Genomic DNA, 22,524 nt, shown 5'->3' with positions numbered 1-22,524 from the left:
TCTTCGGTCTTCAGGAGGTGAAAAGCGCATCTCCTCTGGTCTTTTGGTGAGAATGATCATTCTCATTTTTATCCATTATACGATCCGTCGCGATAATGGAAAGGTTTTTTTGCTTACTTTTAGAACGCAAAAAATTAAGGCAAATAATCATGGAGAAAATAAGAATATTTTGTGAAAGTGGAGAGGGAAAATAACCATTCGGCATCGCGATACTGGAGATAGTTAATGACGCTAATCATTACAAAAAGCATTAATCCCGACGATCAACAAGAATTGTTTGCCGGTCTGCGGCAGTATAATCAGCAGTATCTCGATGCGGCGCAGTTTGGCGATCTGGGGGTTTACTCCCGCGATGCGCAAGGGGTGATGCAGGGCGGGCTGATTGCCAAACGCAAGGGCAACTGGCTGTGCATTGAGTATCTGTGGGTTAGCGAGGCGACGCGCGGGCGCGGGCTGGGGAGCGAGCTGATGCAGGAGGCGGAACAGCAGGCGCAGGCGCTAGGCTGCAGCCATCTGCTGGTGGATACCTTTAGCTTCCAGGCGCTGCCGTTTTATCAGAAATTAGGCTATCAGCTGCAGATGTCGCTGCCCGACTTCCCCCACGCAGGCATGCAGCGCCACTATTTGTCGAAGGCGCTGTAACGGTAGTGGTATCCCCGGGCGGTCAGGTACCCTACCTGTGGTTGTGCCGGATGGCGGCATAAATGCCTTATCCGGCCTACGCAGTCCTCCCGTCGTTTCGCCCCACCCAGGACCGGCAAGCGCAGCGCCGCCGGGCAGGATATCAGGCACGGCACCAGTATTCTTGCCGGGTGGCGGCTGTCGCCTTACCCGTCCTGGGGTTCGTGCGACCTGTTGTTAATTTAACCACATGCGCGACTGAAACTGCCGGTGCTGGCCGGAGCCCGGGGGTACAGGGGGCGGCGGCGACTGGCCGCCCCCTGTGCGCTCCCTGCGGCATAAGAGACATAACGCAGAAGATCAACCGGGAGCGCAATCTGCCGGGAATTAACATAGAAGTTGTAGCCCTGCTAAGCGTAGCGCGAGCAGGGAAACTCCCGGATGGCGGCGCGTGGCGCCTTATCCGGGCTACAAAAGCGTCAAAACCACGCCTTAACCTCCGACGCCGTGGCCCATTAACGCCAGCGCGTGGCTGATGATGGTCTGGCGGTTGACCGCCTGTAAACGCGGATCGCTGTGAATGCGTGAAAATGGCACCAGCACCAGGCTAATCACCGTGGTAAACAGCAGCTCCGGCGACAGCGCCGGATTGATCTTGCCCTCCAGCTGCCAGCGACGCACCGTCTCCAGCATCACCTGAAAACGCTCCTCGCCGAAGCGGGCATCCATATGCTGACGCAGGATCGGCATCTCGCCGATGATCTCCTGCATCCACAGCGGCGCGAACCAGGCGTTTTTCTCCGCCATATGCGCCAGCGTCTCGACCATCATCGTCAGCGCCAGCACCGGATCCTGCGGATGATCGACAAAAATGCGGCTGATGTGATTGCGCAGCGGCATAAAGCGCTCCTCAATCAGCTGGGTCACCAGCGCTTCCCGGGAGCTGAAATAGTAATGCAGCATCGCTGGCGTCACCCCGGCCTCTTTGGCGATGGCGTTCAACGATACGCGAGCCGTCCCGTCGCGGGCAAACAGCGTCAGGGCAATGTCCATCAGCTGTTCGCGGTTGGCGGTACCCGGTTTTTTACCGCGCGGCCGACCCGGGCGGCGGGGTGCATCCTGATCCTTTTGTGCTGTCATGGTATGGCGATCTCTTGACCCGACTCATTCTTTCACTAAATATTAATTATGCATTTAATTAATTTCAAGCGAGCGTTGTAATGACTTCTGAAGTCGCTAACCCACCGGTGCAGTCGATACGCCTGCTGTTCAGCGCATTGCTGTTGGTGATGTTGCTCTCGGCGTTGGATCAGACCATTGTCTCCACCGCGCTGCCGACGATTGTCGGCGAACTGGGCGGGCTGGACAAGCTTTCCTGGGTGGTCACGGCCTATATTCTCAGCTCCACCATCGCGGTGCCGCTGTACGGGAAATTCGGCGATCTGTTCGGTCGCAAAATCGTGCTACAGGTGGCGATTGGGCTGTTTCTCGTCGGCTCTGCGCTCTGCGGGCTGGCGCAGAACATGACCCAGCTGGTGCTGATGCGCGGCCTGCAGGGGCTCGGCGGCGGCGGCCTGATGGTGATCAGCATGGCGGCGGTCGCCGACGTCATCCCACCCGCCAATCGTGGCCGCTATCAGGGGCTGTTCGGCGGCGTTTTTGGCCTCGCGACGGTGATCGGCCCGCTGATCGGCGGTTTTCTGGTGCAGCACGCCTCCTGGCGCTGGATCTTCTATATCAACCTGCCGCTCGGCCTGTTCGCGCTGCTGGTGATCGGCGCGGTATTCCACAGCAGCAATAAACGCAGCCAGCATCAGATTGACTGGCTGGGGGCGATTTACCTCAGCATGGCGCTATTGTGCATCATCCTGTTTACCTCGGAAGGGGGTAGCGTCCATGCGTGGAATGACCAGCAGCTGTGGTGCATTCTGGCCTTCGGCATCGTGGGGATCATCGGCTTTATTTACGAAGAACGGATGGCCGCCGAGCCGATTATTCCGCTGGCGCTGTTCCGCAACCGCAGCTTCCTGCTGTGCAGCCTGATCGGCTTCGTCATCGGCATGTCGCTGTTCGGGTCAGTCACCTTCCTGCCGCTCTATCTGCAGGTGGTGAAGGAGGCGACGCCCACCGAGGCCGGGCTGCAGCTGATCCCTCTGATGGGCGGCCTGCTGCTGACCTCGATTATCAGCGGGCGGATTATCAGCCGTACCGGTAAATATCGCCTGTTTCCGATCCTCGGCACCCTGCTCGGCGTGACCGGCATGGTACTGCTGACCCGCATCACCATTCACTCGCCGCTGTGGCAGCTGTACCTGTTTACCGGCGTGCTGGGGGCGGGTCTGGGGCTGGTGATGCAGGTGCTGGTCCTGGCGGTGCAGAATGCGATGCCGGCGCAGATGTACGGCGTCGCCACCTCCGGCGTGACCCTGTTCCGCTCGATTGGTGGCTCGATCGGCGTGGCGCTGTTTGGCGCGGTGTTCACGCACGTGCTGCAGAGCAACCTGCAAAAGCTGTTGCCGGAAGGCGCGGTGCTGCCGCCGGGAATGAATCCAGTGGCGGTTCAGCACCTGCCCGCGGATATCCGCCTCGACTACCTCGACGCCTTCGGCGCGGCGATCCACGCGGCGTTCCTGATGGCGGCCGGCATTATGGCGGTGGCGTTTGTCCTCTCCTGGCTGTTAAAGGAGGCACCGCTGAAGACCGCGACGCATTAAGCGGCCCCGGCGATGCGCAGCAGTGCCTGACGCAGCGCCGGCGCGGCAAAATCGATAAATTTCCGCAGCTTAAGCGGCGCCAGATCCCGCGCGGTATACAGCAAATGGACCGGCGCGGGGGCGGGCTCGACGCTTTCCAGCAGCAGACGGAGCTCCCCGTGGCGCAGGCCATCCAGCGCCTGATAATGCAGTAAGCGGGCCACCCCCACCCCCAGGCGCGCAGCATCGGCGGCGCTCTCTGGCGTGGTGACGGATAGCACCGGCGGCAGGTTAATCAGCTGGTCCTCGCGCTCAGCGGCGCGAAAGCGCCAGCCGCGATAGGGCATCGGCGATTCAATGCGGATGATCGGCAGCGCCGCCAGATCGCGCGGCCGCTGCGGCTCGCCGTATTTCGCCAGCAGCGCCGGATGGGCGCAGGCCACAATCCGCATGGTGCCGAGGCGGGTGGCCACCATGCTGCTGTCCGCCAGGTCGCCAATCCGCACCGCCAGATCGACATGGTCGCTCACCAGGTCGGCATTGCGATCGCTGAGCAGCAAACGGACGCGAATTAGCGGGTAGCGGGCGATAAATTCACTGATTACCGGAAGAACGTGCTGGCGTCCAAACATCGTCGGCGCGGAGATCACCAGCTCACCCTTTGGCTCCTGATATTCGCCCGTCGCCTGGCGTTCGGCGTTTTCCACCTCCTCAAGGATCCGCTGCGCGGCGGCAACATAATCGACCCCGGCGTCGGTGAGCGTCAGTTTGCGGGTGGTTCGCGCCAGCAGGCGCACGCCCAGCGCGCTCTCCAGTTCACCAATATGGCGGCTGACGGTGGTCAACGGCATATTCAGCGCCCGCGCCGCCGCCGACATGCTCCCCAGCTCGGTCACTTTCACCAGCAGCGCCATCGCGCTTAATCGATCCATTATTCTCCCGTTTTTCGGAAAGATGATTGCCACTTTACCCGTATTATCATTCTTCACAGTACAGTCCATGATGGCGCCAGACAACAGGAGGCGCTATGGCAGCAACCTTTCTCGATATCGCCATCACCCCGGACGTGATGGATGTGCAGCATGAAATGGGCAGCGACTCGCTGTGGCAAACGCCGCACAGTCGCCGCCAGGCCGACCGCTTCGGCGACAGCGAAGCGGGGATGATCGCCACCCGCGACAGCTTTTATCTGGCGACGGTGTCGCAGAGCGGCTGGCCCTACATTCAGCATCGCGGCGGCCCGCCGGGGTTTCTGCATCTGCTGGATGACACTACCCTGGCGATGGCCGATTTCGGCGGTAACCGCCAGTACATCACTACCGGCAATCTGCGCGGCAGCGACCGGGCCTGCCTGTTTTTGATGGATTATCCGCGCCGTGCCAGGCTGAAAATCTACGCCACCGTCGAGGTCCTGGCGGCAGAGGACCATCCGCAGCTGCTGGCGCAGGTGGCGCCGGCCAACTATCGCGCCCGCATTGAACGTCTGTTTCTTTTTCATTTGCAGGCGTTTGACTGGAACTGCCCGCAGCACATTACGCCGCGCTACAGCGCGCAGCAGGTGGCGGAGTACAGCCAGAACCTGCAGCAACGTATTCATGACCTGGAGCAGGAGAATCAGCGCCTGCAGCAGCAATTAGCCTCAAAAGGAGACTCCTGATGAATGAGCAACGTCCCCCATTCCCGCCGTTTACCCGCGACAGCGCTATCCAGAAGGTCCGCGCCGCGGAAGATGGCTGGAACAGTCGCGATGCCGAAAAAGTCGCTCTGGCCTACACCGTGGATAGCGAATGGCGCAACCGCAGCGAATTTGTCCACGGCAGGGGGCAAATTGTTGAGTTCCTGCAGCGAAAATGGCGCAAGGAGCAGCAATACCGGCTGATTAAGGAGCTGTGGGCATGGCAGGAGAATCGCATTGCCGTGCGCTTCGCCTATGAGTGGTGCGACGACAGCGGCAACTGGTTTCGCTCGTATGGCAATGAGAACTGGGAGTTTGATAAGCACGGGCTGATGCAGACGCGCTACGCCTGCATCAACGACCTGCCGATCGCCGAAAGCGAGCGCCTGTTCCACTGGCCCCAGGGGCGCCGCCCGGACGATCATCCGGGGCTAAGCGAATTGGGACTGTAAACAGGCGCGCGACGACGGGTTAATCGGCTTTCGGGAAGTCGACCACCGTGTCGTTAACCCGGTTCACCATGTTGGTGAACAGGATGGCGCTGACGGCGCTGATGATCTCAATCACCTGCTGGTCGCTAAAACCGGCGTTGCGCAGCGCGGCGACGTCGGCTTCCGGCAGCGTACCGGTGGTGGTCACCAGGGTCTGCGCGAATTTCACCAGCGCATCAAGCTGCGCCTCTTCCGCATACTCCCCGCGGCGCAGGGCGTGGATTTGTTCGCTGCTGAAGCCGGCTTTTTTCGCCATCAGGGTATGCGCGGCCAGACAGTAGTCACAGCCGGTGGCTTCGCTGACCGACAGATTAATCGCTTCCAGCTGTTGGGCGCTGAGGCTGCCTTTATGGAGCATCGCATTGTGCGCCAGCGCCTGCTGCAGTGCTGCCGGCGAGTGGCCGCCGATGGTGAGATAGGCGTTCGGCACTTTGCCCATCGCTTTTTTGATCCCGGCGAAAATATCGGCGGCTTTGCCGGTGGCGTCTTGTTCACGGATATCAGCTAAACGGCTCATGGTTAACTCCTGTTGTTATCGAGGGTGTGTTGGCAATGGGGTCATCTTAGGCGCTTGCCGCATGCTAGACTGGCGGTCTTCGTCTCACCTTTTTGTCTTATCGTCTCAGGAGAAGCATGGACAGTCTCAGTCATCTGCTGGCGCTGCTGGCGCCGCGCTGCGAAGTGAACCTGCACTGTCGCTTCGGCGGCCGCTGGCAGGCCGGGCACCAGCAAATGCGCAGCGGCGTGGTGCCCTGGCACGTGGTGCTGCGCGGCGAGGGGCGGCTCAACGTCGGCGGCCAGACTCATCACCTGCGCGCGGGAGATGTGGTCCTCCTGCCGTACGGTTCGCCGCATCTGATGGAGAGCCTGGTGGAGTGGGGCCAGGTGCTGCCGGTAGCGCACCGGTTTAACGGCACGGTGACGGAAATGCGCGTCGGCCCGGCGGAGGGGGCGCTGGAGATGCTGTGCGGCGAATTCTATTTTGGTCCGCACGTCAGCTGGCTGTTCAGTGAAGCATCGACGCTGATCCATCTCCATACCGATGCGCGTGAAGACTGCCCGGAGCTGGACGCGCTGCTTAATATACTGGTGCGCGAGAGCCTGGCGCAGCGTCCCGGCGGCAGCGCTATCGTGCGCAGCCTCGGCGATACGCTGCTGGTGCTCCTGCTGCGCATGCTGCTTGGTGAGCAACAGCCGCCCGGTGGACTGCTGCGTCTGATGAGCGATGAACGCCTGATGCCGGCGGTGCTGGCGGTGATGGCGACCCCGGAGCAGCCGTGGACGCTGGAAACCATGGCCGCCCGTGCCTTTCTTTCGCGGGCCACCTTTGCCCGTCATTTTGCCCGCGTTTATCACCTGACGCCGCAGGCGTGGCTGTCGCAGCTGCGAATGGCGCTGGCCGCCCGGCTGCTGCGCCTGGAGCGTCAGACCAACCTCGAGGTCATTGCCGAACGCTGCGGCTTTCAGTCGCTGGCGTCCTTCTCGAAGCGCTTCAAAATGCGCTATGGCGTGACGCCGGGTGAGTGGCGACGGGGCTAGCGCCTCGCGTTTCGCGAAGATGATTTTATTTCCAGTTGCGTGGTTTGCTGTTTATTACCCGACCCGAAAGTCGCTATAGTTTTGCACGAAAAAAACAATGACAGTCAGGACAGACAGGGTGAAGAGGATGAGATTACGTTTACGGGCCGCCGCCGCAGTGATGCTGGCGGGTCTGGCGCTGGTCGGCTGCGACCAAAAGGGTAATGAAGCGAAGCACATTAAGGTCGGCGTGATTAACGGCGCCGAGCAGGATGTGGCGGAAGTGGCGAAGAAGGTGGCCAAAGAGAAGTACGGTCTGGACGTCGAACTGGTGGGATTCAGCGGCTCGCTGCTGCCTAACGAATCGACCAACGCCGGCGATCTGGACGCCAACGTCTTCCAGCATCGGCCTTTCCTTGAGCAGGACAACAAAGCGCATAACTATCATCTGGTGGCGGTCGGCAATACCTTCGTCTTCCCGATGGCCGGCTATTCGCGCAAGATCAAGTCAGTCGCCGAACTGCAAGACGGCGCGACGATCGCCATCCCCAACGACCCGACCAATCTCGGGCGGGCGCTGCTGCTGCTGCAAAAAGAGAAGCTGATTTCCCTCAAAGCCGGGACCGGCCTGCTGCCGACGGCGGTGGATATCACCGATAACCCGCGTAACCTGAAAATTATGGAGCTGGAAGGGGCGCAACTGCCGCGCGTGCTCGACGATCCCAAAGTCGACGTGGCTATCATCAGCACCACCTACCTGCAGCAAACCGGGCTGTCGCCGGTTCGTGACGGCATCTTTATCGAAGATAAAAACTCGCCCTACGTGAACATCATCGTGACCCGGGAAGACAATAAAGACGCGGAAAACGTAAAGGAGTTTATGCAGTCGTACCAGTCGCCGGAGGTGGCGAAGGCGGCAGAGACTATCTTCAACGGCGGCGCGGTGCCGGGCTGGTAAGCCTACACACAGGGAGAGGCGCGTATGGTACGCCAACGGCAGGCTGACCTGCTGCTGATTGCCGCGACGGTGATTGCCGCCTGCGGCTGGATTTTTTCCCGCGAGGCGATCGCCGGCATGCCGGTATTCGCGTTCCTTGGGCTGCGCTTTTTCTTCGCCGCGCTGCTTCTGCTGCCGTTCTGCCGCGGTTTTCGCCCGCAAAAGCAGCACTGGCCAAAACTCATCATCAGCGGACTCTGGTTTGCGCTCAACCTCTGCCTGTGGATCTATTCGGTCTCCACGACGGCGTCGCTCGGCGAAGGGGCGTTTATCATGAGCCTGTCGATGATGTTCGTCCCGCTAACCGCGTGGGTGATGATGAAGGTGCGCCCGCCTCGCGCCTGGTGGGAGTGCCTGCCGATCGCGGTGGTAGGCCTGGGGCTGCTCAGTCTGCATATGCCGATAGCCTTCCACCCCAGCCAGGGCTGGTTTTTGCTGACGGCGCTGGTGCAGTCGATCTGGTTCTGTTACACCAGCCGCTGCGCGCGTGAAGTACCGCTGATCCCCCTGACCACCGTGCAGCTGGCGATCACCGGTATCGTCGGGTTGACCATCTCCGCTGCCGTTGAACGCTGGGACCAGCCGATGACCCTGCCGACTCTCGGCTGGCTGGTGGCCAGCATTGTCATCGCCACCAGCCTGCGCTTCGGTCTGCAGATGAAGGGGCAGAAGTACGCGGCGGTGGCCAGCGCGGCGATCATCATGGTGCTCGAACCGCTGCTGACGGTCATTGCCGCCGCGCTGTGGTACGGCGAACAGCTGCCGCTGCAGAAGATTATCGGCGGCGTGCTGATCCTGGTGGCCCAGCTGTGGTTCCGCTGGCGGATGCTTAAGCCGTAAGCGGGCCGCTTCGCCGCTGCGCCATCAGCTGCAGCAGCGGCACCAGCGACAGCCCATCCGGCATCTCGCCGCAGGCGATCAGCTGGTTTATCTCGTCGAAGGTAAACCAGCCGGTCTCCATCACCTCATCCTGATCTGCATCCATGCCCACCCAGCGTAAGTCGGTAGCCAGCCAGGTGATAAACAGCTGATCGCTGCTGCCGTAGGAGGGGTTGAAGCGAATGATCTCCTCGACGCGTTGCGCCTGCCAGCCGGTCTCTTCCCGCAGCTCGCGCAGCGCGGCGACCGCCGGATCTTCCCCTTCATCGACGCCGCCAGAGGGAATGGCCCACACCACCTGATCGATCAGATAGCGGTAGTGGCGAATCAGCAGTACTTTCTCATCCTGGATAGCCACAATCCCCACCGCCGGGCGCGGGTAATGAATGGAATAAAAGTCGCGGCGCTCGCCGGAGGCGACATCAATCCCCACCTTACACATGCTGAACCACGGCGTCTCGGCGATGACCTGCGGGTCGTGCATATCGGCGGCGGTCAGTTTCTTTTTCATCCTGCCACTCCTGTCAAAAATTGAGCCTTAAGAACAACATAGCCGGAGGCGGATGGCAACTGCCGCAGGTTGGCCCGATTTCATCGATCATTGTCCAAATGCCCCTGTTGAGCCAGGCTAGTACTCAGTACGATGTTCGTCAGATGACCCCACTGAGGAACACCAACATGAACATCACCCACATCCGTAATGCGACCCAGAGGATTGACTACGCCGGGAAAAGATTTCTCATCGACCCGATGCTGGCTGACAAGGGCGCCTGGCCAGGTTTTCCTGGCACTGCGCGCAGCGAGCTGCGCAATCCGCTGGTTGAGCTGCCGTTTTCCCGCGATAAAATTATCGACGTTGATGCGGTGATCGTCACCCATACCCATGACGATCACTGGGACGCGGCGGCGATCGCCGCGATCCCGAAAACCCTGCCGGTGTTCGTCCAGCATGAGGCCGACGCCGCGCTGCTGCGCAGCCAGGGATTTCAGGATCTGCGCCTGCTGTCGGCAGACAGCGAATTTGCCGGCGTGCGCCTGCAGAAAACCACCTCCGGCCAACACGGCAGCGACCGTACCTACGCGGTGCCGGCGATGGCTGAGCGCCTGGGAGAAGCCTGCGGCGTGGTGTTTCGCCATCCGCAGGAGAAGACGCTGTGGCTGATGGGGGATACCATCTGGCGTGATGACATTGCAGCCGACCTGCTGAAGCTGCGCCCGGACGTGGTGGTCCTCAACGCCGGCTACGCCCACGTCATCGGCTTTGGCCCGATAATCATGGGCAAGGAAGATCTCCTGAACGTGCACTTCGCCCTGCCGGAAGCGAAAATCATGGCTATCCACCTCGAGGCGGTCAACCACTGTCTGGTGAGCCGGGAAGAGATGCGCCAGTATGCGGTGGATAATCAGATTGCCGATGTGGTGAGTATCCCGCAGGATGGGGAAACCGTGGTTTATTAACATGCGCAAGGGGAAAGGACGATGAAACTCACCGACGTGGCGATTGTCGCTGTAGAGGGCTTTAGCCCGTTTCACTACGCCGTCCCCTGCATGCTGTTTGGCGATTCGGTCTCTGAAATCAAACGCTTTCATCTGCACATTTGCGCCGAGCGGCCGGGGCTGCTGCGCGCCCGCGATGGTTTTGCGCTGTACGCCACCGGCGATTTCGCCGCGCTGGAACAGGCGGATATCGTGGTGGTGCCTTACTGGGGCGAGGTCGATCGGCGTCCGCCGCAGGCACTGCTTGATAGCCTGGTGCGGGCGCGGGATAACGGCGCGGAAATCGTCGGCCTGTGTCTCGGCGCGTTTGTCCTCGGCTACGCCGGGCTGCTGGACGGCAGGCGAGCGGCGACCCACTGGGAGTTCGAGCAGGATTTCCAGCGCCGGTTTCCGCAGGTGCAACTGGATATCAATGCCCTGTATGTCGATGACCAGCGAGTGATCACCTCGGCGGGCACCGCGGCGGCGCTGGACTGCTGTCTGTATCTCATCCGCCAGCGTTTCGGCAGCCTCGCGGCCAACCAGATCGCCCGGCGGATGATTGTTTCGCCGCACCGCGAGGGCGGCCAGGCGCAGTTTATCGCTCAGCCGGTGCCGAAAAACACCCGCGATGCACGGATTAACTGCCTGCTGGATTATCTGCAGCAGCATATTGCCGAGCCGCACAGTCTCGATTCGCTGGCCCGGGTGGTGGCGATGAGCCGCCGTACCCTGACCCGCCACTTCGCCAGGGCGACCGGGATGAGCATTACCGACTGGCTGACCGCCGAACGTCTGCGCCGCAGCCAGAGTCTGCTTGAGGCGGGCGATCTGCCGGTCGAGCAGGTGGCGGAGGCGGTGGGCTATCTTTCAGCGGTCACCTGGCGCCAGCAGTTTAAAGCGCGCTTTGGCGTCAGCCCGACGGAATGGCGGCGCACCTTTCGTCGCGGCGCTTAGCCGGCGAGGGTCGCACTGTCGATCACGAAGCGGTATTTCACGTCACCCTTGACCATTCTTTCCCAGGCTTCGTTGATCTCATCGCCGCGGATCAGCTCGATATCGGCGACGATGCCGTGTTCGGCGCAGAAGTCGAGCATCTCCTGGGTTTCCGGGATACCGCCGATCATCGAGCCGGCAATCGACCGGCGGCGGAAGATCAGATTGAACACTTCCGGCGACGGATGCGGCGTGGCCGGAGCGCCTACGAGGGTCATGGTGCCATCGCGTTTCAGCAGCGTGGTGAAGGCATCGAGATTGTGCGGCGCCGCCACGGTGTTGAGGATAAAATCGAAGCTTTTGACGTGGGCCGCCATTTCGTCGTCGTTGCGCGACACCACCACGTCATCGGCGCCCAGCGCTCTGGCCGCATTACGCTTGGATTCGGAGGTGGTAAAGGCCACCACGTGGGCCCCCATGGCGTGGGCCAACTTGATCCCCATATGCCCGAGGCCGCCGATGCCGACCACGCCGACTTTTTTACCCGGCCCGACGTGCCAGTGGCGCAGCGGCGAGTATGTCGTGATCCCGGCGCACAGCAGCGGCGCGACGGCGGCCAGCTGCGCTTCGGGATGGGTTATCCGCAGCACGTAGTGTTCTTTGACCACGATCTGCTGGGAATAGCCGCCCAGAGTGTGGCCCGGCGCGTCCTGGGTCGGGCCGTTATAGGTCAGCACCATGTGGTCGCAGTAGTTTTCCAGCCCCTCAGCGCACTCTTCGCACTGTTGGCAGCTATCGACCATGCAGCCGACGCCCACCAGATCGCCGACGGCGTAGCGCGAGACGGCGTTGCCGACCGCGGTCACCCGACCCACAATTTCATGCCCCGGCACGCAGGGATAGAGCGTTCCCGCCCATTCCGAACGCGCCTGGTGGAGATCGGAGTGGCAGACGCCGCAGTAAGCGATGGCGATCTGTACATCCTGTGGCCCCGGCTCGCGGCGGGTGATGGCCATTGATTCCAGCGGCTGGCTGGCGGAGTAGGTACCAATAGCATTGATCAGCATAGCGAAACCTCTTCTTGATGAATGGACTCAATAGAACGGGAGGGGAATGCGGGTGGTCAGTGGCATCGATAAGCGTAGCCTGGACTGGCCGAGATGCGAGGGGGAAAGCGGTTGAGAAACCCTCAGGCGCGGCGTTAGCCAGCGCAGTAAATAATAAGGTGGCCTTATCTTTATCGCCGCTAAGCCTTATAGGTATTTACGGCAAATAGTATTATTTATTCCTGTAGAATAAAGATAAATAGTTATTGCAGATAATGATGCTTACACTCTTTTTATCCCCGTAACGTCTTGTCTTTTATTCGTTATTTCACCTGTTGATACTATGATTCTCAACGAATCACTTTTTCAACCTGACCGATGGCATAAAACCATGTCGATACCTGCAGCCAGCCTCTCTACCGACCAGGCGTTACCGTCTTTTTATTACGGAAGACAGACAAAGCCGTTATTCGCGGTGGAATCCCTGTTATCTGCGTTCCTGCCCGCCAGCTCACCCTTTGCGCTGCCGCGATCGACCTATTATCGTTTTCCGCCGATCCAGGCTGAATCCGGATTAATTCTGCTCGAAGAGGGGATTGCCTCGCTATGCCATGCGGAAAACAACATGGTGATATCAACGATATTTTCCCCTTCGCTATTGGGATTAATCGATGGTTACGGCGTCTTTAACGGTATTCCGGAAAAACACCACTGCTCTCTGTTTGCTGAGACAGATTTGCGCGGACACTGGATAGCGCATCAGGCCGCGGTCGAGATCCTCAATGCGCAAAACTTGTGGCAGGAGATGGCCCATGTTCTGGCGCAGCGGCTGATGGTGTTGAGCATGCGTTCGCAGGAGATGATGGGGGTGGATTCTTACCTGATGGTGCGAACCCTGCTAACAGAGCTGGCGGACTATCCGGAGGCATATCGTCGCCAAATCAACGTCCTGAGCTTTATTCAGCGCCGTACCAACTTGTCGCGTAGCCGCATTATGTCGATTCTGTCGGAGCTGCGTAAAGGTGATTATATTACGATCCATCGCGGTGTGCTGAGGACCATTGCTCACCCGCTTCCCGCCCACTTTTAAGCCCGTGCGGCGGAGGGGCGTGATTTTCCCACCCCTCGTGAATCGAACCTGCTAAGGCTCAATCGCCGTCAGGTAGTCCAGCCGCAGCGGCTCAGCCAGCAGGGACTCCATTTGCGTCATAAACGCCTGAAAATAGGGCATCGCGACATGCGCATCGAGGGCGTCCTGTCCCTGCCACGCCTCGCGCATGTAGAAGGTGTCCGGCGCGTCGCGCAGCTGAAACAGGGCGTAGTCGAGATTGCCCGGCTCCTGTCTTGTCGGCAGGAGCAGCGCCTGCAGGGCCTGGCGCAGGGCGTCCGTCTGGCCCGGTTTCGCCTTGAGCACGGCGATAAGCGATATCATCTTAAAACCCCTCGAGCACAATCTTGCCGACGGCACGCCCGGTTTCCAGCTGGCGATGCGCTTTCTGCAGATTGGCGGCGGTGATGGCGCCGTAGTGTTCGCCGAGGGTGGTTTTGATCGTGTGGCTGTCGATCAGCGCCGCCACGCGGGTGAGCAACTGATGCTGGGCGATCATATCATCCGTCTCAAACATTGAACGGGTGAACATAAATTCCCAGTGCAGGGACAGGCTTTTCGCTTTCAGCGGCACCACGTCGAGGGTCTCCGGGTCATCAATCAGCGCCAGCTTGCCCTGCGGGGCGAGGGCGTCGATCAGCGCGTTGAAGTGCTGCTCGGTGTTGGTCAGGCTGGCGACATGGGTCACCGCGCTGATGCCAATGCGCGCCAGCTCGTTGGCGAGCGGCTTGCTGTGATCGATCACATGGTGCGCGCCCGCCTCGCGGACCCACTGCTGGCTCTCCGGACGCGAGGCGGTGCCGATCACCGTCATGGCGGTCAGTTTGCTGGCCAACTGGGTCAGGATTGACCCCACGCCGCCCGCCGCGCCGACGATCAGCAGCGTGTCGCCCGCATTGCCGCCTTCCTTAACGCCGAGACGGTGAAACAGCAGCTCCCAGGCGGTGATCGCCGTCAACGGCAGCGCGGCGGCAGCGGCGTTATCGAGGGTGCGCGGTTTGTGCGCCACCAGGCGCTCGTCCACCAGCTGATATTCACTGTTGCTGCCGGCCCGGCCCAGCGCGCCGGCGTACCAGACCTCATCACCCGGGGCGAACAACGTCACCTCCTCACCGACGGACTGCACCACGCCAACGGCGTCCCAGCCCAGCACCCGCGGTGTGTCGCCCTGGAAGCCGGCGCGCACTTTGGTGTCTACCGGATTGACCGAGATGGCTTTCACGGCGACCAGCAGGTCACGCCCGTGGGCGGTGGGGACCGGCAGGTCGATCTCAGTTAAAGAAGGGATGTTGTTGCCGTCAGCGGCGGCTTGAGTAATGGCGATAGCTTTCATAACTGCTCTGGTCTGTGATTCGGGTGAATGAAAAGATGACGCGATAGTAGACCGCTGCCGGGAGGGGAAAAACGGGCTAACGGCAATAACAGTTATATGCAGAAAGTGAAAATCAGCCCACCTGATAGAAATCGAGCATTACCCCATCCTGGGTCCGGCCACCGGCGCAGATAAACAGCGAGGTGGTTAGCCAGCTGAGCGCGGGGGTATCCACCTCGAAGGAGGGAACGGTGCGAAAATAGATGGCTTCTGGCGGAATATCGCTAAAAAAGCGCATATCGTCGGCGAATAGCTGGTCATGATACTGGGCCGGCACCCGGCGGATGCCATTGTTTTCCACATAGACGGTCCCTTCCGCCACCTGCAGGGCATAGCGGGCGGACAGCCTGCAGGTGCCGTCGGGTTCGATTATCTGGCTGTCGACGCCGCCGGGCAGCACGTGGCCGCGAAGCTGACCGCAGACGCTGCCGCCGATAATCGGGATCAGCTGGCGCTTACCGGTCTGCGGGCTGCGGGAGACAATTATCGGTTTATCAACCTGGATGGTAATGGAAAAACAGTGTCTGAGTTCGGGGGTCATTATGGCTCTCCTGTTTCGGTTGGCAACGGCACGCGGCCACCGCGCCAGTGTAACGGGTTTGCGAGAGACAAAATAACGCAGGGTTTGGATGAAAATGATTGGCTGGGATGATGAGTTTGGGGGTGCTCAGGTTGGTATGGCGTGGCTTTGGGGGGAGCAGAGGCAAACTGGCGGAAGATCACAGGAGTTGAACCTGCCCGGGACCGCTGGCGGCCCCAACTGGATTTGAAGTCCAGCCACCTCACCGGAGATGACGATCTTCCGCGCCTCGATTGCTACATGGAGGCGGGGCGCATTATAGCTACTTTCAGCCGTTTACCACATACCTAAACGCACTTTTTTACTGTTAAAACTGGACTTTACAGAACAGTCCTGGACAAATCCTCACAAAATCCGTGAGTTACACTTTTTCACTCCCTGATTCCCTACCACGATCACAGAAAACAAGAAACGTAATCTGATAACGAGATATCGCAATTCATCTTACTGCGGCAAAGGTTTACAAAAATCGTAACCGGTACCAATCCGCGGTGCCGCTAAGGGAATAGTGCGCATATGAAAGATCACATTTTGTCCGTCAAAGAGAAAATTGGTTACGGCATGGGTGATGCCGCCAGCCACATTATTTTTGATAACGTCATGTTGTACATGATGTTTTTCTACACTGATATTTTCGGTATCCCCGCCGGCTTTGTCGGCACCATGTTCCTGCTGGCGCGCGCGCTGGACGCGATTTCCGACCCGTGCATGGGCCTGCTTGCCGACCGCACCCGTAGCCGCTGGGGTAAGTTCCGCCCGTGGATCCTCTTCGGCGCTATCCCGTTCGGCCTCGTCTGCGTGCTGGCCTACAGCTCGCCGGATTTAAGCCACAACGGCAAGCTGATCTACGCCGCCGTGACCTACACGCTGCTGACCCTGCTCTACACCGTGGTGAATATCCCCTACTGCGCGCTGGGCGGCGTGATCACCGACAACCCGACGCAGCGCATCTCGCTGCAGTCCTGGCGCTTCGTGCTGGCGACGGCGGGGGGCATGCTCTCCACCGTGCTGATGATGCCGCTGGTCAACTTTATCGGCGGCGAAGATAAAGCGCTCGGCTTCCAGGGCGGCATCGCGGTGCTCTCGGTGGTCGCCTTCCTGATGCTGGCCTTCTGTTTTTTCACCACCAAAGAGCGTGTCGAAGCGCCGCCGAGCAGCACTTCGATGCGTGAAGACTTGCGCGATATCTGGCGCAATGACCAGTGGCGGGTGGTTGGCGTGCTCACCATCCTCAATATCCTCGCGGTCTGCGTTCGCGGCGGCGCGATGATGTACTACACCACCTGGATCATGGGCTCGGCGGCGCTGTTCACCGTCTTCCTCACCACCTACTGCGTCGGCAACCTGATTGGCTCGGCGCTGGCGAAACCGCTGACCGACTGGAAATGCAAAGTCAGCGTCTTCTGGTGGACCAACGCCCTCCTGGCGGTGCTCAGCGTGGCGATGTTCTTCGTACCGATGGACGCCGAAATCACCATGTTCGTCTTTATCTTCATCATTGGCGTACTGCACCAGCTGGTGACGCCAATCCAGTGGGTGATGATGTCCGACACCGTCGACTACGGCGAATGGTGTAACGGCAAACGCCTGACCGGCATCAGCTTCGCCGGCACCCTGTTTGTGCTCAAGCTGGGGCTGGCGCTGGGCGGCGCGCTGATCGGCTGGATGCTGGCCGGCGGCGGCTATGACGCCGCCGCTAAAACCCAGAACAGCGCCACCCTCACCATCATTATCGCCTTGTTCACCCTCGTTCCGGCGGTGTGCTACCTGTTGAGCGCGGTGATCGCCAAACGCTACTACACGCTGAAAACGCCGTTCCTGAAAAAAATGATGGCCGAGCTGGCCGAGGGCGCGCGTCGCAACGAACAAGATTTCACCGCAGCCCCGATCGATAAAGAATGGCAAAACTAAGAGGACGTTTTAATGAAAATCAGTGATGGAAACTGGCTCATTCAACCAGGGCTCAACCTGATCCAACCCGTACAGGTTTACGAGGTGGAACAGCAGGGGAATGAAATGGTGGTCTATGCCGCGCCGCGCGATGTTCGCGAACGTGCCTGGCAGCTGGATACGCCATTGTTCACCCTGCGCTTTTTCTCGCCTCAGGAAGGGATAATCGGCGTGCGCATGGCGCACTTCCAGGGCGCGCTGGATAACGGCCCGCACTATCCGCTGAACGTGCAGAAAGACGTCCATGTCGAAATAGAAAATACGGCCGGGTTCGCCGAGCTGAAAAGCGGCAACCTCAGCGTGCGCGTCACTAAAGGTGAATTCTGGGCGCTGGATTTTCTGCGCGACGGCGTGCGCATCACCGGTAGCCAGTTGAAAAACAACGGCTACGTGCAGGATAGTAAGACCCAGCGCAACTACATGTTTGAGCGCCTCGACCTCGGCGTCGGCGAAACCGTCTACGGCCTCGGCGAGCGCTTTACCGCGCTGGTGCGCAACGGCCAGACGGTAGAAACCTGGAACGAAGACGGCGGTACCAGCACCGAGCAATCCTACAAAAATATCCCCTTCTATCTGACCAACCACGGCTACGGCGTGCTGGTCAACCATCCGCAGCGCGTCTCCTTCGAGGTGGGCTCGGAGAAGGTCTCTAAGGTCCAGTTCAGCGTTGAAGGCGAATACCTTGAGTACTTCGTGATCGACGGCCCGACGCCGAAAGCGGTGCTTAACCGCTATACGCAGTTCACCGGCCGCCCGGCGCTGCCGCCGGCATGGTCGTTCGGTCTGTGGCTGACGACCTCGTTCACCACCAACTATGACGAAGCGACGGTAAATAGCTTTATCGACGGCATGGCTGAGCGCCATCTGCCGCTGCACGTCTTCCACTTCGACTGCTTCTGGATGAAGGCCTTCCAGTGGTGCGATTTTGAATGGGATCCGCTAACTTTCCCGGACCCGGAAGGGATGATCAAACGCCTGAAGGCGAAAGGGCTGAAGGTCTGCGTGTGGATCAACCCGTACATCGGCCAGCGCTCGCCGGTGTTCAAGGAGCTGAAAGAGAAGGGCTACCTGCTGAAGCGCCCGGACGGTTCGCTGTGGCAGTGGGATAAGTGGCAGCCGGGGCTGGCGATTTATGACTTCACCAACCCGGAAGCCTGCCAGTGGTACGCCGACAAGTTAAAAGGCCTGGTGGCGATGGGGGTCGATTGCTTCAAGACCGACTTCGGCGAGCGTATCCCGACCGACGTCCAGTGGTTTGACGGTTCCGATCCGCAGAAAATGCACAACCACTACGCATTCATCTATAACGAGCTGGTGTGGAAGGTGCTGAAAGAGACCGTCGGCGAGCAGGAGGCGGTGCTGTTCGCCCGTTCCGCCTCGGTGGGCGCGCAGCAGTTCCCGGTGCACTGGGGCGGCGACTGCTACGCCAACTACGAATCGATGGCGGAAAGCCTGCGCGGCGGGCTGTCGATCGGCATGTCCGGCTTCGGTTTCTGGAGTCACGATATCGGCGGTTTCGAAAACACCGCGCCGGCCCACGTCTACAAGCGCTGGTGCGCCTTCGGCCTGCTCTCCAGCCACAGCCGGCTGCACGGCAGCAAATCCTATCGGGTGCCATGGGCTTACGACGAAGAGTCCTGCGACGTGGTGCGCCACTTCACGCAGCTGAAATGCCGCATGATGCCGTATCTCTATCGCCAGGCGGCGCTGGCCAACGAGTTCGGCACGCCGATGTTGCGTGCGATGATGCTCGAGTTTCAGGACGATCCGGCCTGCGACTATCTTGACCGCCAGTATATGCTCGGTGATTCGGTCCTGGTGGTGCCGGTGTTCTCCGAAGCGGGCGAGGTGCAATTTTATCTGCCGGATGGGCGCTGGACGCACCTGTGGCATAACGATGAATTACCGGGTAGCCGCTGGCATAAGCAGCATCACGATGCGCTGAGCCTGCCGGTCTACGTTCGTGACAACACCCTGCTGGCGCTGGGCAACAATGACCAGAAACCCGATTATGCCTGGCATGAGGGCACCGCCTTCCAGCTGTTCCACCTCGAGGATGGACGCGAGGCACGTTGTGACGTTCCGGCGGCAGACGGCTCGACGATTTTCACCCTGAAGGCCAGGCGCCAGGGCAACACCATCGCCGTGAGCGGCGAAGGCGAGGCCCGCGGCTGGACGTTGTGCCTGCGCAATATCCCGCAGGTCGCGGGCGTGCAGGGCGGGACTCAGGCCGGCAGCGAATGGGGTATGGTAGTGAGCGCCGAGGGCAATACGCTGACGATTACCCTGTAAAACACCATCTTAACGGCTGCAACCCTCTCCGCCAGCGGCGAGGGTTTTTTTATTTCATTTTTGTACAAAAAGTAACGTTCATTTCATAGTGGTGACTCAGGCCGCAGACGCTGTCGCCGAACGGTGTTAGCGTATTCTGCCGTTGAGAGGAGCCCGCCATGGACTTAGAAAATATCTTTCGTGACGTGAAGCTAAGCAAAACGGAAATGACCGTGCTGCGCTTTATTCAGAACGACCCGGAGCAGTGTATCCGCCAGGGAGTCCGCGCTGTGGCCGAACAGTGCTACAGCAACCCCTCTTCGCTGGTCCGGCTGGCGAAGAAACTGAAGTTCAGCGGCTGGCTGGAGCTGGTCTATTTCATCAAGTTCAATATCACCATGCCGAAGCTCGATGTCACCAACGATATCGACTACATGAGCGTTCAGCCGGAAGAAGCGCTGACGCCGCTGCTGGCAAGCCTTAAACAGCAGCGCATCCTGATCCACGGCAGCGGCTTTTCGCAGCTAATCGCCCAGTATATTTACAACAAGTTCCTCGTCACCGGCGTGAATGCCAGCCTGGCGCTGTGGCCCGATTATGAAATCCTCGAACAGAAAAACGCCGCCCGCTTCGACTCCATCTGGATCGTTTCTAAATCCGGGCGCAGCAGCTCGGCGCTTAACTGGGTGAAGGCCCTGGAGGGGAAGGAGATTAATCTGGTCTGCTTTACCGGCGACTATCAAAGCCCGCTGGCGCAGGCTGCGGATACGGCGTTTATTATTCACGACCCGCAGAAGTTCGACGATGATATTTACTGGAGCAACCCGTTTTTCGGCTACTGCATCTTAGGCTTTGAGCGACTGTTGAAGATGTGGTTTACCAGCCTACGTAGTAATAGTTAGCCCCCGCTAAGCGCGACGCGAGCGGGGGGAGTTCCCGGATGGCGGCTGGCGCCTTATCCGGGCTACCGGGTGATGCGGCTATTTTGCCGGGAGGCGGCTTACGCCTGACCCGGCCTACATAAAACACAAACCGCTCCGTTCGTAGCCCCGCTAAGCGCGGTGCGGGCGGGGGGAGCTCCCGGATGGCGGCTGGCGCCTTATCCGGGCTACCGGGTGATACGGCAATTTTGCCGGGTGTCGGCTTACGCCTGACCCGGCCTACATCAAATACAAACCGCTCCGTTCGTAGCCCCGCTAAGCGCAGCGCGAGCGGGGGAGTTCCCGGATGGCGGCTGGCGCCTTATCCGGGCTACCGGGTGAGACGGCTATTTTGCCGGGTGGCGGCTTACGCCTGACCCGGCCTACATCAAACACAAACCGCTCCGTTCGTAGCCCCGCTAAGCGCGTCGCGAGTGTGGGAGTTCCCGGATGGCGGCTGGCGCCTTATCCGGGCTACCGGGTGATGCGGCTATTTTGCCGGGAGGCGGCTTACGCCTGACCCGGCCTACATAAAACACAAACCGCTCCGTTCGTAGCCCCGCTAAGCGCAGCGCGAGCGGGGGGGAATCCCATCGGCAATGCGGGTTACTGCCAGGCGGCGAATTGCTCATCGTCGAGATAGGCTTCGACCAGGGTTTTCGCCAGCGAATAGGAACCGATCAGCGGGTGCGCCATCAGCGCCCGCACCGCCAGCGATTTATCCTGCTGCAGGATTGCCGCCACCGCCAGCCGCTCATACTCCTTCACGCAGGAAATCATATTCTTCTGCGCCGTCGGCACCTTCACCGGCGTCACCGGCTTGAGGCCATCCCGGCTCAGGTCGCAGCTGATCTCGATCACGTCGTCAGGGCGCAAAAAGTCGAGCGTGTCGTGATTCTGGATCGATACCACGATACGCTTGGTGGTGGTGCTGTTCACCGCTTCCAGGATATCCAGCGCCACCCCGGCATAGCCGCCGGTGTCCGGCTCTTCGATAAACTGGCGCAGCGTCAGCGGTTCGCGGGTGTGGAATTTTTCCTGCTGCGACTCATTCTGCATATAGCTGTTTTCCCGGCGCAGGTAATGCTGCATCCAGATGGTGAAAGCGGCTTCCGGTTGCGTTCTGGCATCCACAGTGCGCAGCGCTTCGCGCATCTCCTGATTGATACGGGCGATCTGCTCTCCGCGCGTCTCGCCGGCCTCCTGAATCGCCTTCAGCGCCACCTCTCGATAGTAGTAATAATAGAGATATTCATTGAGGAGCTGATTATCGCAAAGCCGCACCAGCTCCGGGGAGAAGTACTGCATCGCCGTCTTCTGGTACAGTTCCGGGCTGGCGATCAGCCGTTCGGTTACCTCTTCCCCGCGTACGGTGAAGTGGGTAAACCATGAGAAATGGTTCAGCCCATAGCATTCCACGCTGAGGTCGTGTTCTTCACAACCAAGGATCGCTGGCAGTTCACGAATCAGCTCGGAGGGGGCATCGCAGATCCCATAGACCCGGCGCTTAAAACCGGACTTGACGATCGCTTCCGTCACCAGGCCTGACGGGTTGGTAAAGTTAAACAGAATGGCGTCTTCGGCGGCATGTTCTTCGATCAGCTGGCAATAGCGAAGGATCGCCGGGATCGAACGCATGGCCATCGCGAAACCGCCGGCGCCGGTGGTCTCCTGGCCGAGGGTGTTATGCTGTAGCGCAATGCGTTCGTCGCGAATACGGCTTTCGTCACCGCCAACCCGCAGGGTGGTAATGATATAGTTGGCATCCTGCAGCGCTGCGATCGGGTCGGTAGTGGTACTAAACTGAATATCCGGGCGAATAGTATTAAATACATAGCGGGCAATTTCGCCAAATATCGCCAGATTATCAGCAGAGTTATCGAGAAAAACCACTTCTGTTAAACCAATGCGGTGAGCGTTATAGGCCAGAGATTTCGCTAAAAATGCAGAGCGAACGCCGCCCCCGCCTAATACGGTTAATTTCATACAAA

At 59.9% G+C, this 22,524-nt stretch carries 24 protein-coding genes and 1 tRNA gene; 14 read left to right on the top strand and 11 right to left on the bottom strand.

Annotated elements, in window-relative coordinates; translation table 11 throughout:
- Positions 1-52 precede the first annotated feature (52 nt).
- Positions 53-175 (top strand): hypothetical protein, encoded by a 123-nt coding sequence (locus tag FHW76_RS15495; RefSeq protein ID WP_012540279.1) that lies wholly within the window; start codon positions 53-55, stop codon positions 173-175.
- Here FHW76_RS15495 and FHW76_RS15490 read toward each other — a convergent pair.
- Positions 135-251, bottom strand: coding sequence for a hypothetical protein (locus FHW76_RS15490; RefSeq protein WP_012540280.1), 117 nt, complete (start codon positions 249-251; stop codon positions 135-137). The genes FHW76_RS15495 and FHW76_RS15490 overlap by 41 nt on opposite strands.
- On the opposite strand from FHW76_RS15490, the gene FHW76_RS15485 reads away from it, so the two are divergent.
- The gene (locus FHW76_RS15485) at positions 226-642 is read left to right on the top strand and encodes a GNAT family N-acetyltransferase (RefSeq protein WP_008806784.1); all 417 of its coding nucleotides are present in this window, start codon (positions 226-228) and stop codon (positions 640-642) included. The genes FHW76_RS15490 and FHW76_RS15485 overlap by 26 nt on opposite strands.
- 471 nt (positions 643-1,113) lie before the next feature.
- Here the strand turns inward: FHW76_RS15485 and FHW76_RS15480 are convergent, their stop codons facing one another.
- Entirely contained in the window at positions 1,114-1,761 is a 648-nt protein-coding gene (locus tag FHW76_RS15480; RefSeq protein ID WP_008806785.1) for a TetR/AcrR family transcriptional regulator, read from the bottom strand.
- 80 nt (positions 1,762-1,841) lie between these two features.
- Here FHW76_RS15480 and FHW76_RS15475 point away from each other — a divergent pair, with 80 nt between their 5' ends.
- Entirely contained in the window at positions 1,842-3,335 is a 1,494-nt protein-coding gene (locus FHW76_RS15475; RefSeq protein WP_183476817.1) for an MDR family MFS transporter, read from the top strand.
- Here the strand turns inward: FHW76_RS15475 and FHW76_RS15470 are convergent.
- Complete coding sequence (locus tag FHW76_RS15470) at positions 3,332-4,303, bottom strand: LysR family transcriptional regulator (RefSeq protein WP_165453586.1); 972 nt, start codon at positions 4,301-4,303, stop codon at positions 3,332-3,334. The two genes, FHW76_RS15475 and FHW76_RS15470, sit on opposite strands and share 4 nt — an antisense overlap.
- Before the next feature lie 38 nt (positions 4,304-4,341).
- On the opposite strand from FHW76_RS15470, the gene FHW76_RS15465 reads away from it, so the two are divergent.
- Together FHW76_RS15465 and FHW76_RS15460 are read left to right on the top strand one after the other, a co-directional pair.
- Positions 4,342-4,971: a pyridoxamine 5'-phosphate oxidase family protein gene (locus tag FHW76_RS15465; protein ID WP_012540285.1), complete on the top strand. Its 630-nt coding sequence runs from the start codon at positions 4,342-4,344 to the stop codon at positions 4,969-4,971.
- Positions 4,971-5,441, top strand: coding sequence for a nuclear transport factor 2 family protein (locus FHW76_RS15460; RefSeq protein WP_022065267.1), 471 nt, complete (start codon positions 4,971-4,973; stop codon positions 5,439-5,441). Before FHW76_RS15465 ends, FHW76_RS15460 begins: the two co-directional genes overlap by 1 nt.
- Positions 5,442-5,460: 19 nt before the next feature.
- On the opposite strand, the gene FHW76_RS15455 is transcribed toward FHW76_RS15460, so the two are convergent.
- Positions 5,461-5,997, bottom strand: coding sequence for a carboxymuconolactone decarboxylase family protein (locus FHW76_RS15455; RefSeq protein WP_008806790.1), 537 nt, complete (start codon positions 5,995-5,997; stop codon positions 5,461-5,463).
- Positions 5,998-6,113: 116 nt separating this feature from the next.
- Here FHW76_RS15455 and FHW76_RS15450 point away from each other — a divergent pair, with 116 nt between their 5' ends.
- The 3 genes from FHW76_RS15450 (at position 6,114) to FHW76_RS15440 (ending at position 8,835) form a co-directional block, all read left to right on the top strand.
- A complete protein-coding gene (locus FHW76_RS15450) occupies positions 6,114-7,019 on the top strand; it encodes an AraC family transcriptional regulator (protein ID WP_032731507.1) in 906 nt (301 codons plus the stop codon).
- 127 nt (positions 7,020-7,146) lie between these two features.
- Positions 7,147-7,956, top strand: a complete 810-nt coding sequence (gene nlpA / locus FHW76_RS15445; RefSeq protein ID WP_183476816.1) for a lipoprotein NlpA — start codon at positions 7,147-7,149, stop codon at positions 7,954-7,956.
- Between the two features lie 24 nt (positions 7,957-7,980).
- Complete coding sequence (locus FHW76_RS15440) at positions 7,981-8,835, top strand: DMT family transporter (RefSeq protein ID WP_002922972.1); 855 nt, start codon at positions 7,981-7,983, stop codon at positions 8,833-8,835.
- Here the strand turns inward: FHW76_RS15440 and FHW76_RS15435 are convergent.
- Positions 8,825-9,385 carry an NUDIX domain-containing protein gene (locus tag FHW76_RS15435; RefSeq protein WP_110218584.1) on the bottom strand — a complete coding sequence of 187 codons (561 nt, stop codon included), beginning with the start codon at positions 9,383-9,385 and terminating at the stop codon, positions 8,825-8,827. The two genes, FHW76_RS15440 and FHW76_RS15435, sit on opposite strands and share 11 nt — an antisense overlap.
- 167 nt (positions 9,386-9,552) lie before the next feature.
- Between FHW76_RS15435 and FHW76_RS15430 the strand changes: the two genes are divergently transcribed.
- Both FHW76_RS15430 and FHW76_RS15425 read left to right on the top strand, forming a co-directional pair.
- Positions 9,553-10,332, top strand: coding sequence for an MBL fold metallo-hydrolase (locus FHW76_RS15430; RefSeq protein WP_032756052.1), 780 nt, complete (start codon positions 9,553-9,555; stop codon positions 10,330-10,332).
- A gap of 21 nt (positions 10,333-10,353) precedes the next feature.
- The gene (locus FHW76_RS15425; protein ID WP_023340844.1) at positions 10,354-11,307 is read left to right on the top strand and encodes a GlxA family transcriptional regulator; all 954 of its coding nucleotides are present in this window, start codon (positions 10,354-10,356) and stop codon (positions 11,305-11,307) included.
- Here the strand turns inward: FHW76_RS15425 and FHW76_RS15420 are convergent.
- Positions 11,304-12,353, bottom strand: coding sequence for an NAD(P)-dependent alcohol dehydrogenase (locus FHW76_RS15420; protein WP_022065263.1), 1,050 nt, complete (start codon positions 12,351-12,353; stop codon positions 11,304-11,306). The genes FHW76_RS15425 and FHW76_RS15420 overlap by 4 nt on opposite strands.
- 370 nt (positions 12,354-12,723) lie before the next feature.
- Here FHW76_RS15420 and FHW76_RS15415 point away from each other — a divergent pair, with 370 nt between their 5' ends.
- Positions 12,724-13,422 (top strand): winged helix-turn-helix transcriptional regulator, encoded by a 699-nt coding sequence (locus tag FHW76_RS15415; protein ID WP_032731502.1) that lies wholly within the window; start codon positions 12,724-12,726, stop codon positions 13,420-13,422.
- A 51-nt stretch (positions 13,423-13,473) separates the two neighbouring features.
- On the opposite strand, the gene FHW76_RS15410 is transcribed toward FHW76_RS15415, so the two are convergent.
- From FHW76_RS15410 to FHW76_RS15395, 4 genes are all read right to left on the bottom strand, one after another.
- On the bottom strand, positions 13,474-13,764 hold the full coding sequence (locus FHW76_RS15410; protein WP_008806799.1) for a putative quinol monooxygenase: 291 nt from the start codon (positions 13,762-13,764) through the stop codon (positions 13,474-13,476).
- 1 nt (position 13,765) lies between these two features.
- Positions 13,766-14,773, bottom strand: a complete 1,008-nt coding sequence (locus FHW76_RS15405) for a zinc-binding alcohol dehydrogenase family protein (RefSeq protein WP_008806800.1) — start codon at positions 14,771-14,773, stop codon at positions 13,766-13,768.
- A 112-nt stretch (positions 14,774-14,885) separates the two neighbouring features.
- Positions 14,886-15,353, bottom strand: coding sequence for a DUF3237 domain-containing protein (locus FHW76_RS15400; RefSeq protein WP_012967039.1), 468 nt, complete (start codon positions 15,351-15,353; stop codon positions 14,886-14,888).
- A gap of 168 nt (positions 15,354-15,521) precedes the next feature.
- Positions 15,522-15,616 (bottom strand) — tRNA-Sec (locus tag FHW76_RS15395).
- 292 nt (positions 15,617-15,908) lie between these two features.
- Between FHW76_RS15395 and FHW76_RS15390 the strand changes: the two genes are divergently transcribed.
- From FHW76_RS15390 to FHW76_RS15380, 3 genes are all read left to right on the top strand, one after another.
- Positions 15,909-17,303: a glycoside-pentoside-hexuronide family transporter gene (locus FHW76_RS15390; RefSeq protein ID WP_008806802.1), complete on the top strand. Its 1,395-nt coding sequence runs from the start codon at positions 15,909-15,911 to the stop codon at positions 17,301-17,303.
- 12 nt (positions 17,304-17,315) lie between these two features.
- The gene (gene yicI / locus FHW76_RS15385; RefSeq protein WP_086512127.1) at positions 17,316-19,634 is read left to right on the top strand and encodes an alpha-xylosidase; all 2,319 of its coding nucleotides are present in this window, start codon (positions 17,316-17,318) and stop codon (positions 19,632-19,634) included.
- A gap of 158 nt (positions 19,635-19,792) precedes the next feature.
- Positions 19,793-20,515: a MurR/RpiR family transcriptional regulator gene (locus FHW76_RS15380; protein WP_012967042.1), complete on the top strand. Its 723-nt coding sequence runs from the start codon at positions 19,793-19,795 to the stop codon at positions 20,513-20,515.
- Positions 20,516-21,139: 624 nt separating this feature from the next.
- Here the strand turns inward: FHW76_RS15380 and FHW76_RS15375 are convergent.
- Positions 21,140-22,519, bottom strand: a complete 1,380-nt coding sequence (locus tag FHW76_RS15375) for a glycoside hydrolase (RefSeq protein ID WP_077139480.1) — start codon at positions 22,517-22,519, stop codon at positions 21,140-21,142.
- Positions 22,520-22,524 lie beyond the last annotated feature (5 nt).

Source organism: Klebsiella sp. RC2 (assembly GCF_014192815.1).
Taxonomy (GTDB): domain Bacteria; phylum Pseudomonadota; class Gammaproteobacteria; order Enterobacterales; family Enterobacteriaceae; genus Klebsiella; species Klebsiella variicola.
The sequence above is the reverse complement of the archived record's forward strand: the minus strand, read 5'-3'. Positions and strand labels throughout refer to the sequence as shown.

Excerpts from the sequence above, each read along its gene's own strand:
- FHW76_RS15455 (WP_008806790.1), bottom strand. The coding sequence starts at position 5,997 with ATGAGCCGTTTAGCTGATATCCGTGAACAAGACGCCACCGGCAAAGCC.
- FHW76_RS15450 (WP_032731507.1), top strand. The coding sequence starts at position 6,114 with ATGGACAGTCTCAGTCATCTGCTGGCGCTGCTGGCGCCGCGCTGCGAA.
- FHW76_RS15400 (WP_012967039.1), bottom strand. The coding sequence starts at position 15,353 with ATGACCCCCGAACTCAGACACTGTTTTTCCATTACCATCCAGGTTGAT.
- FHW76_RS15440 (WP_002922972.1), top strand. The coding sequence starts at position 7,981 with ATGGTACGCCAACGGCAGGCTGACCTGCTGCTGATTGCCGCGACGGTG.
- FHW76_RS15460 (WP_022065267.1), top strand. The coding sequence starts at position 4,971 with ATGAATGAGCAACGTCCCCCATTCCCGCCGTTTACCCGCGACAGCGCT.
- FHW76_RS15480 (WP_008806785.1), bottom strand. The coding sequence starts at position 1,761 with ATGACAGCACAAAAGGATCAGGATGCACCCCGCCGCCCGGGTCGGCCG.
- FHW76_RS15375 (WP_077139480.1), bottom strand. The coding sequence starts at position 22,519 with ATGAAATTAACCGTATTAGGCGGGGGCGGCGTTCGCTCTGCATTTTTA.
- yicI (WP_086512127.1), top strand. The coding sequence starts at position 17,316 with ATGAAAATCAGTGATGGAAACTGGCTCATTCAACCAGGGCTCAACCTG.
- FHW76_RS15405 (WP_008806800.1), bottom strand. The coding sequence starts at position 14,773 with ATGAAAGCTATCGCCATTACTCAAGCCGCCGCTGACGGCAACAACATC.
- FHW76_RS15410 (WP_008806799.1), bottom strand. The coding sequence starts at position 13,764 with ATGATATCGCTTATCGCCGTGCTCAAGGCGAAACCGGGCCAGACGGAC.
- FHW76_RS15415 (WP_032731502.1), top strand. The coding sequence starts at position 12,724 with ATGTCGATACCTGCAGCCAGCCTCTCTACCGACCAGGCGTTACCGTCT.
- FHW76_RS15420 (WP_022065263.1), bottom strand. The coding sequence starts at position 12,353 with ATGCTGATCAATGCTATTGGTACCTACTCCGCCAGCCAGCCGCTGGAA.
- FHW76_RS15485 (WP_008806784.1), top strand. The coding sequence starts at position 226 with ATGACGCTAATCATTACAAAAAGCATTAATCCCGACGATCAACAAGAA.
- FHW76_RS15465 (WP_012540285.1), top strand. The coding sequence starts at position 4,342 with ATGGCAGCAACCTTTCTCGATATCGCCATCACCCCGGACGTGATGGAT.
- FHW76_RS15435 (WP_110218584.1), bottom strand. The coding sequence starts at position 9,385 with ATGAAAAAGAAACTGACCGCCGCCGATATGCACGACCCGCAGGTCATC.
- FHW76_RS15425 (WP_023340844.1), top strand. The coding sequence starts at position 10,354 with ATGAAACTCACCGACGTGGCGATTGTCGCTGTAGAGGGCTTTAGCCCG.
- FHW76_RS15490 (WP_012540280.1), bottom strand. The coding sequence starts at position 251 with ATGCTTTTTGTAATGATTAGCGTCATTAACTATCTCCAGTATCGCGAT.
- nlpA (WP_183476816.1), top strand. The coding sequence starts at position 7,147 with ATGAGATTACGTTTACGGGCCGCCGCCGCAGTGATGCTGGCGGGTCTG.
- FHW76_RS15495 (WP_012540279.1), top strand. The coding sequence starts at position 53 with ATGATCATTCTCATTTTTATCCATTATACGATCCGTCGCGATAATGGA.
- FHW76_RS15380 (WP_012967042.1), top strand. The coding sequence starts at position 19,793 with ATGGACTTAGAAAATATCTTTCGTGACGTGAAGCTAAGCAAAACGGAA.
- FHW76_RS15390 (WP_008806802.1), top strand. The coding sequence starts at position 15,909 with ATGAAAGATCACATTTTGTCCGTCAAAGAGAAAATTGGTTACGGCATG.
- FHW76_RS15475 (WP_183476817.1), top strand. The coding sequence starts at position 1,842 with ATGACTTCTGAAGTCGCTAACCCACCGGTGCAGTCGATACGCCTGCTG.
- FHW76_RS15430 (WP_032756052.1), top strand. The coding sequence starts at position 9,553 with ATGAACATCACCCACATCCGTAATGCGACCCAGAGGATTGACTACGCC.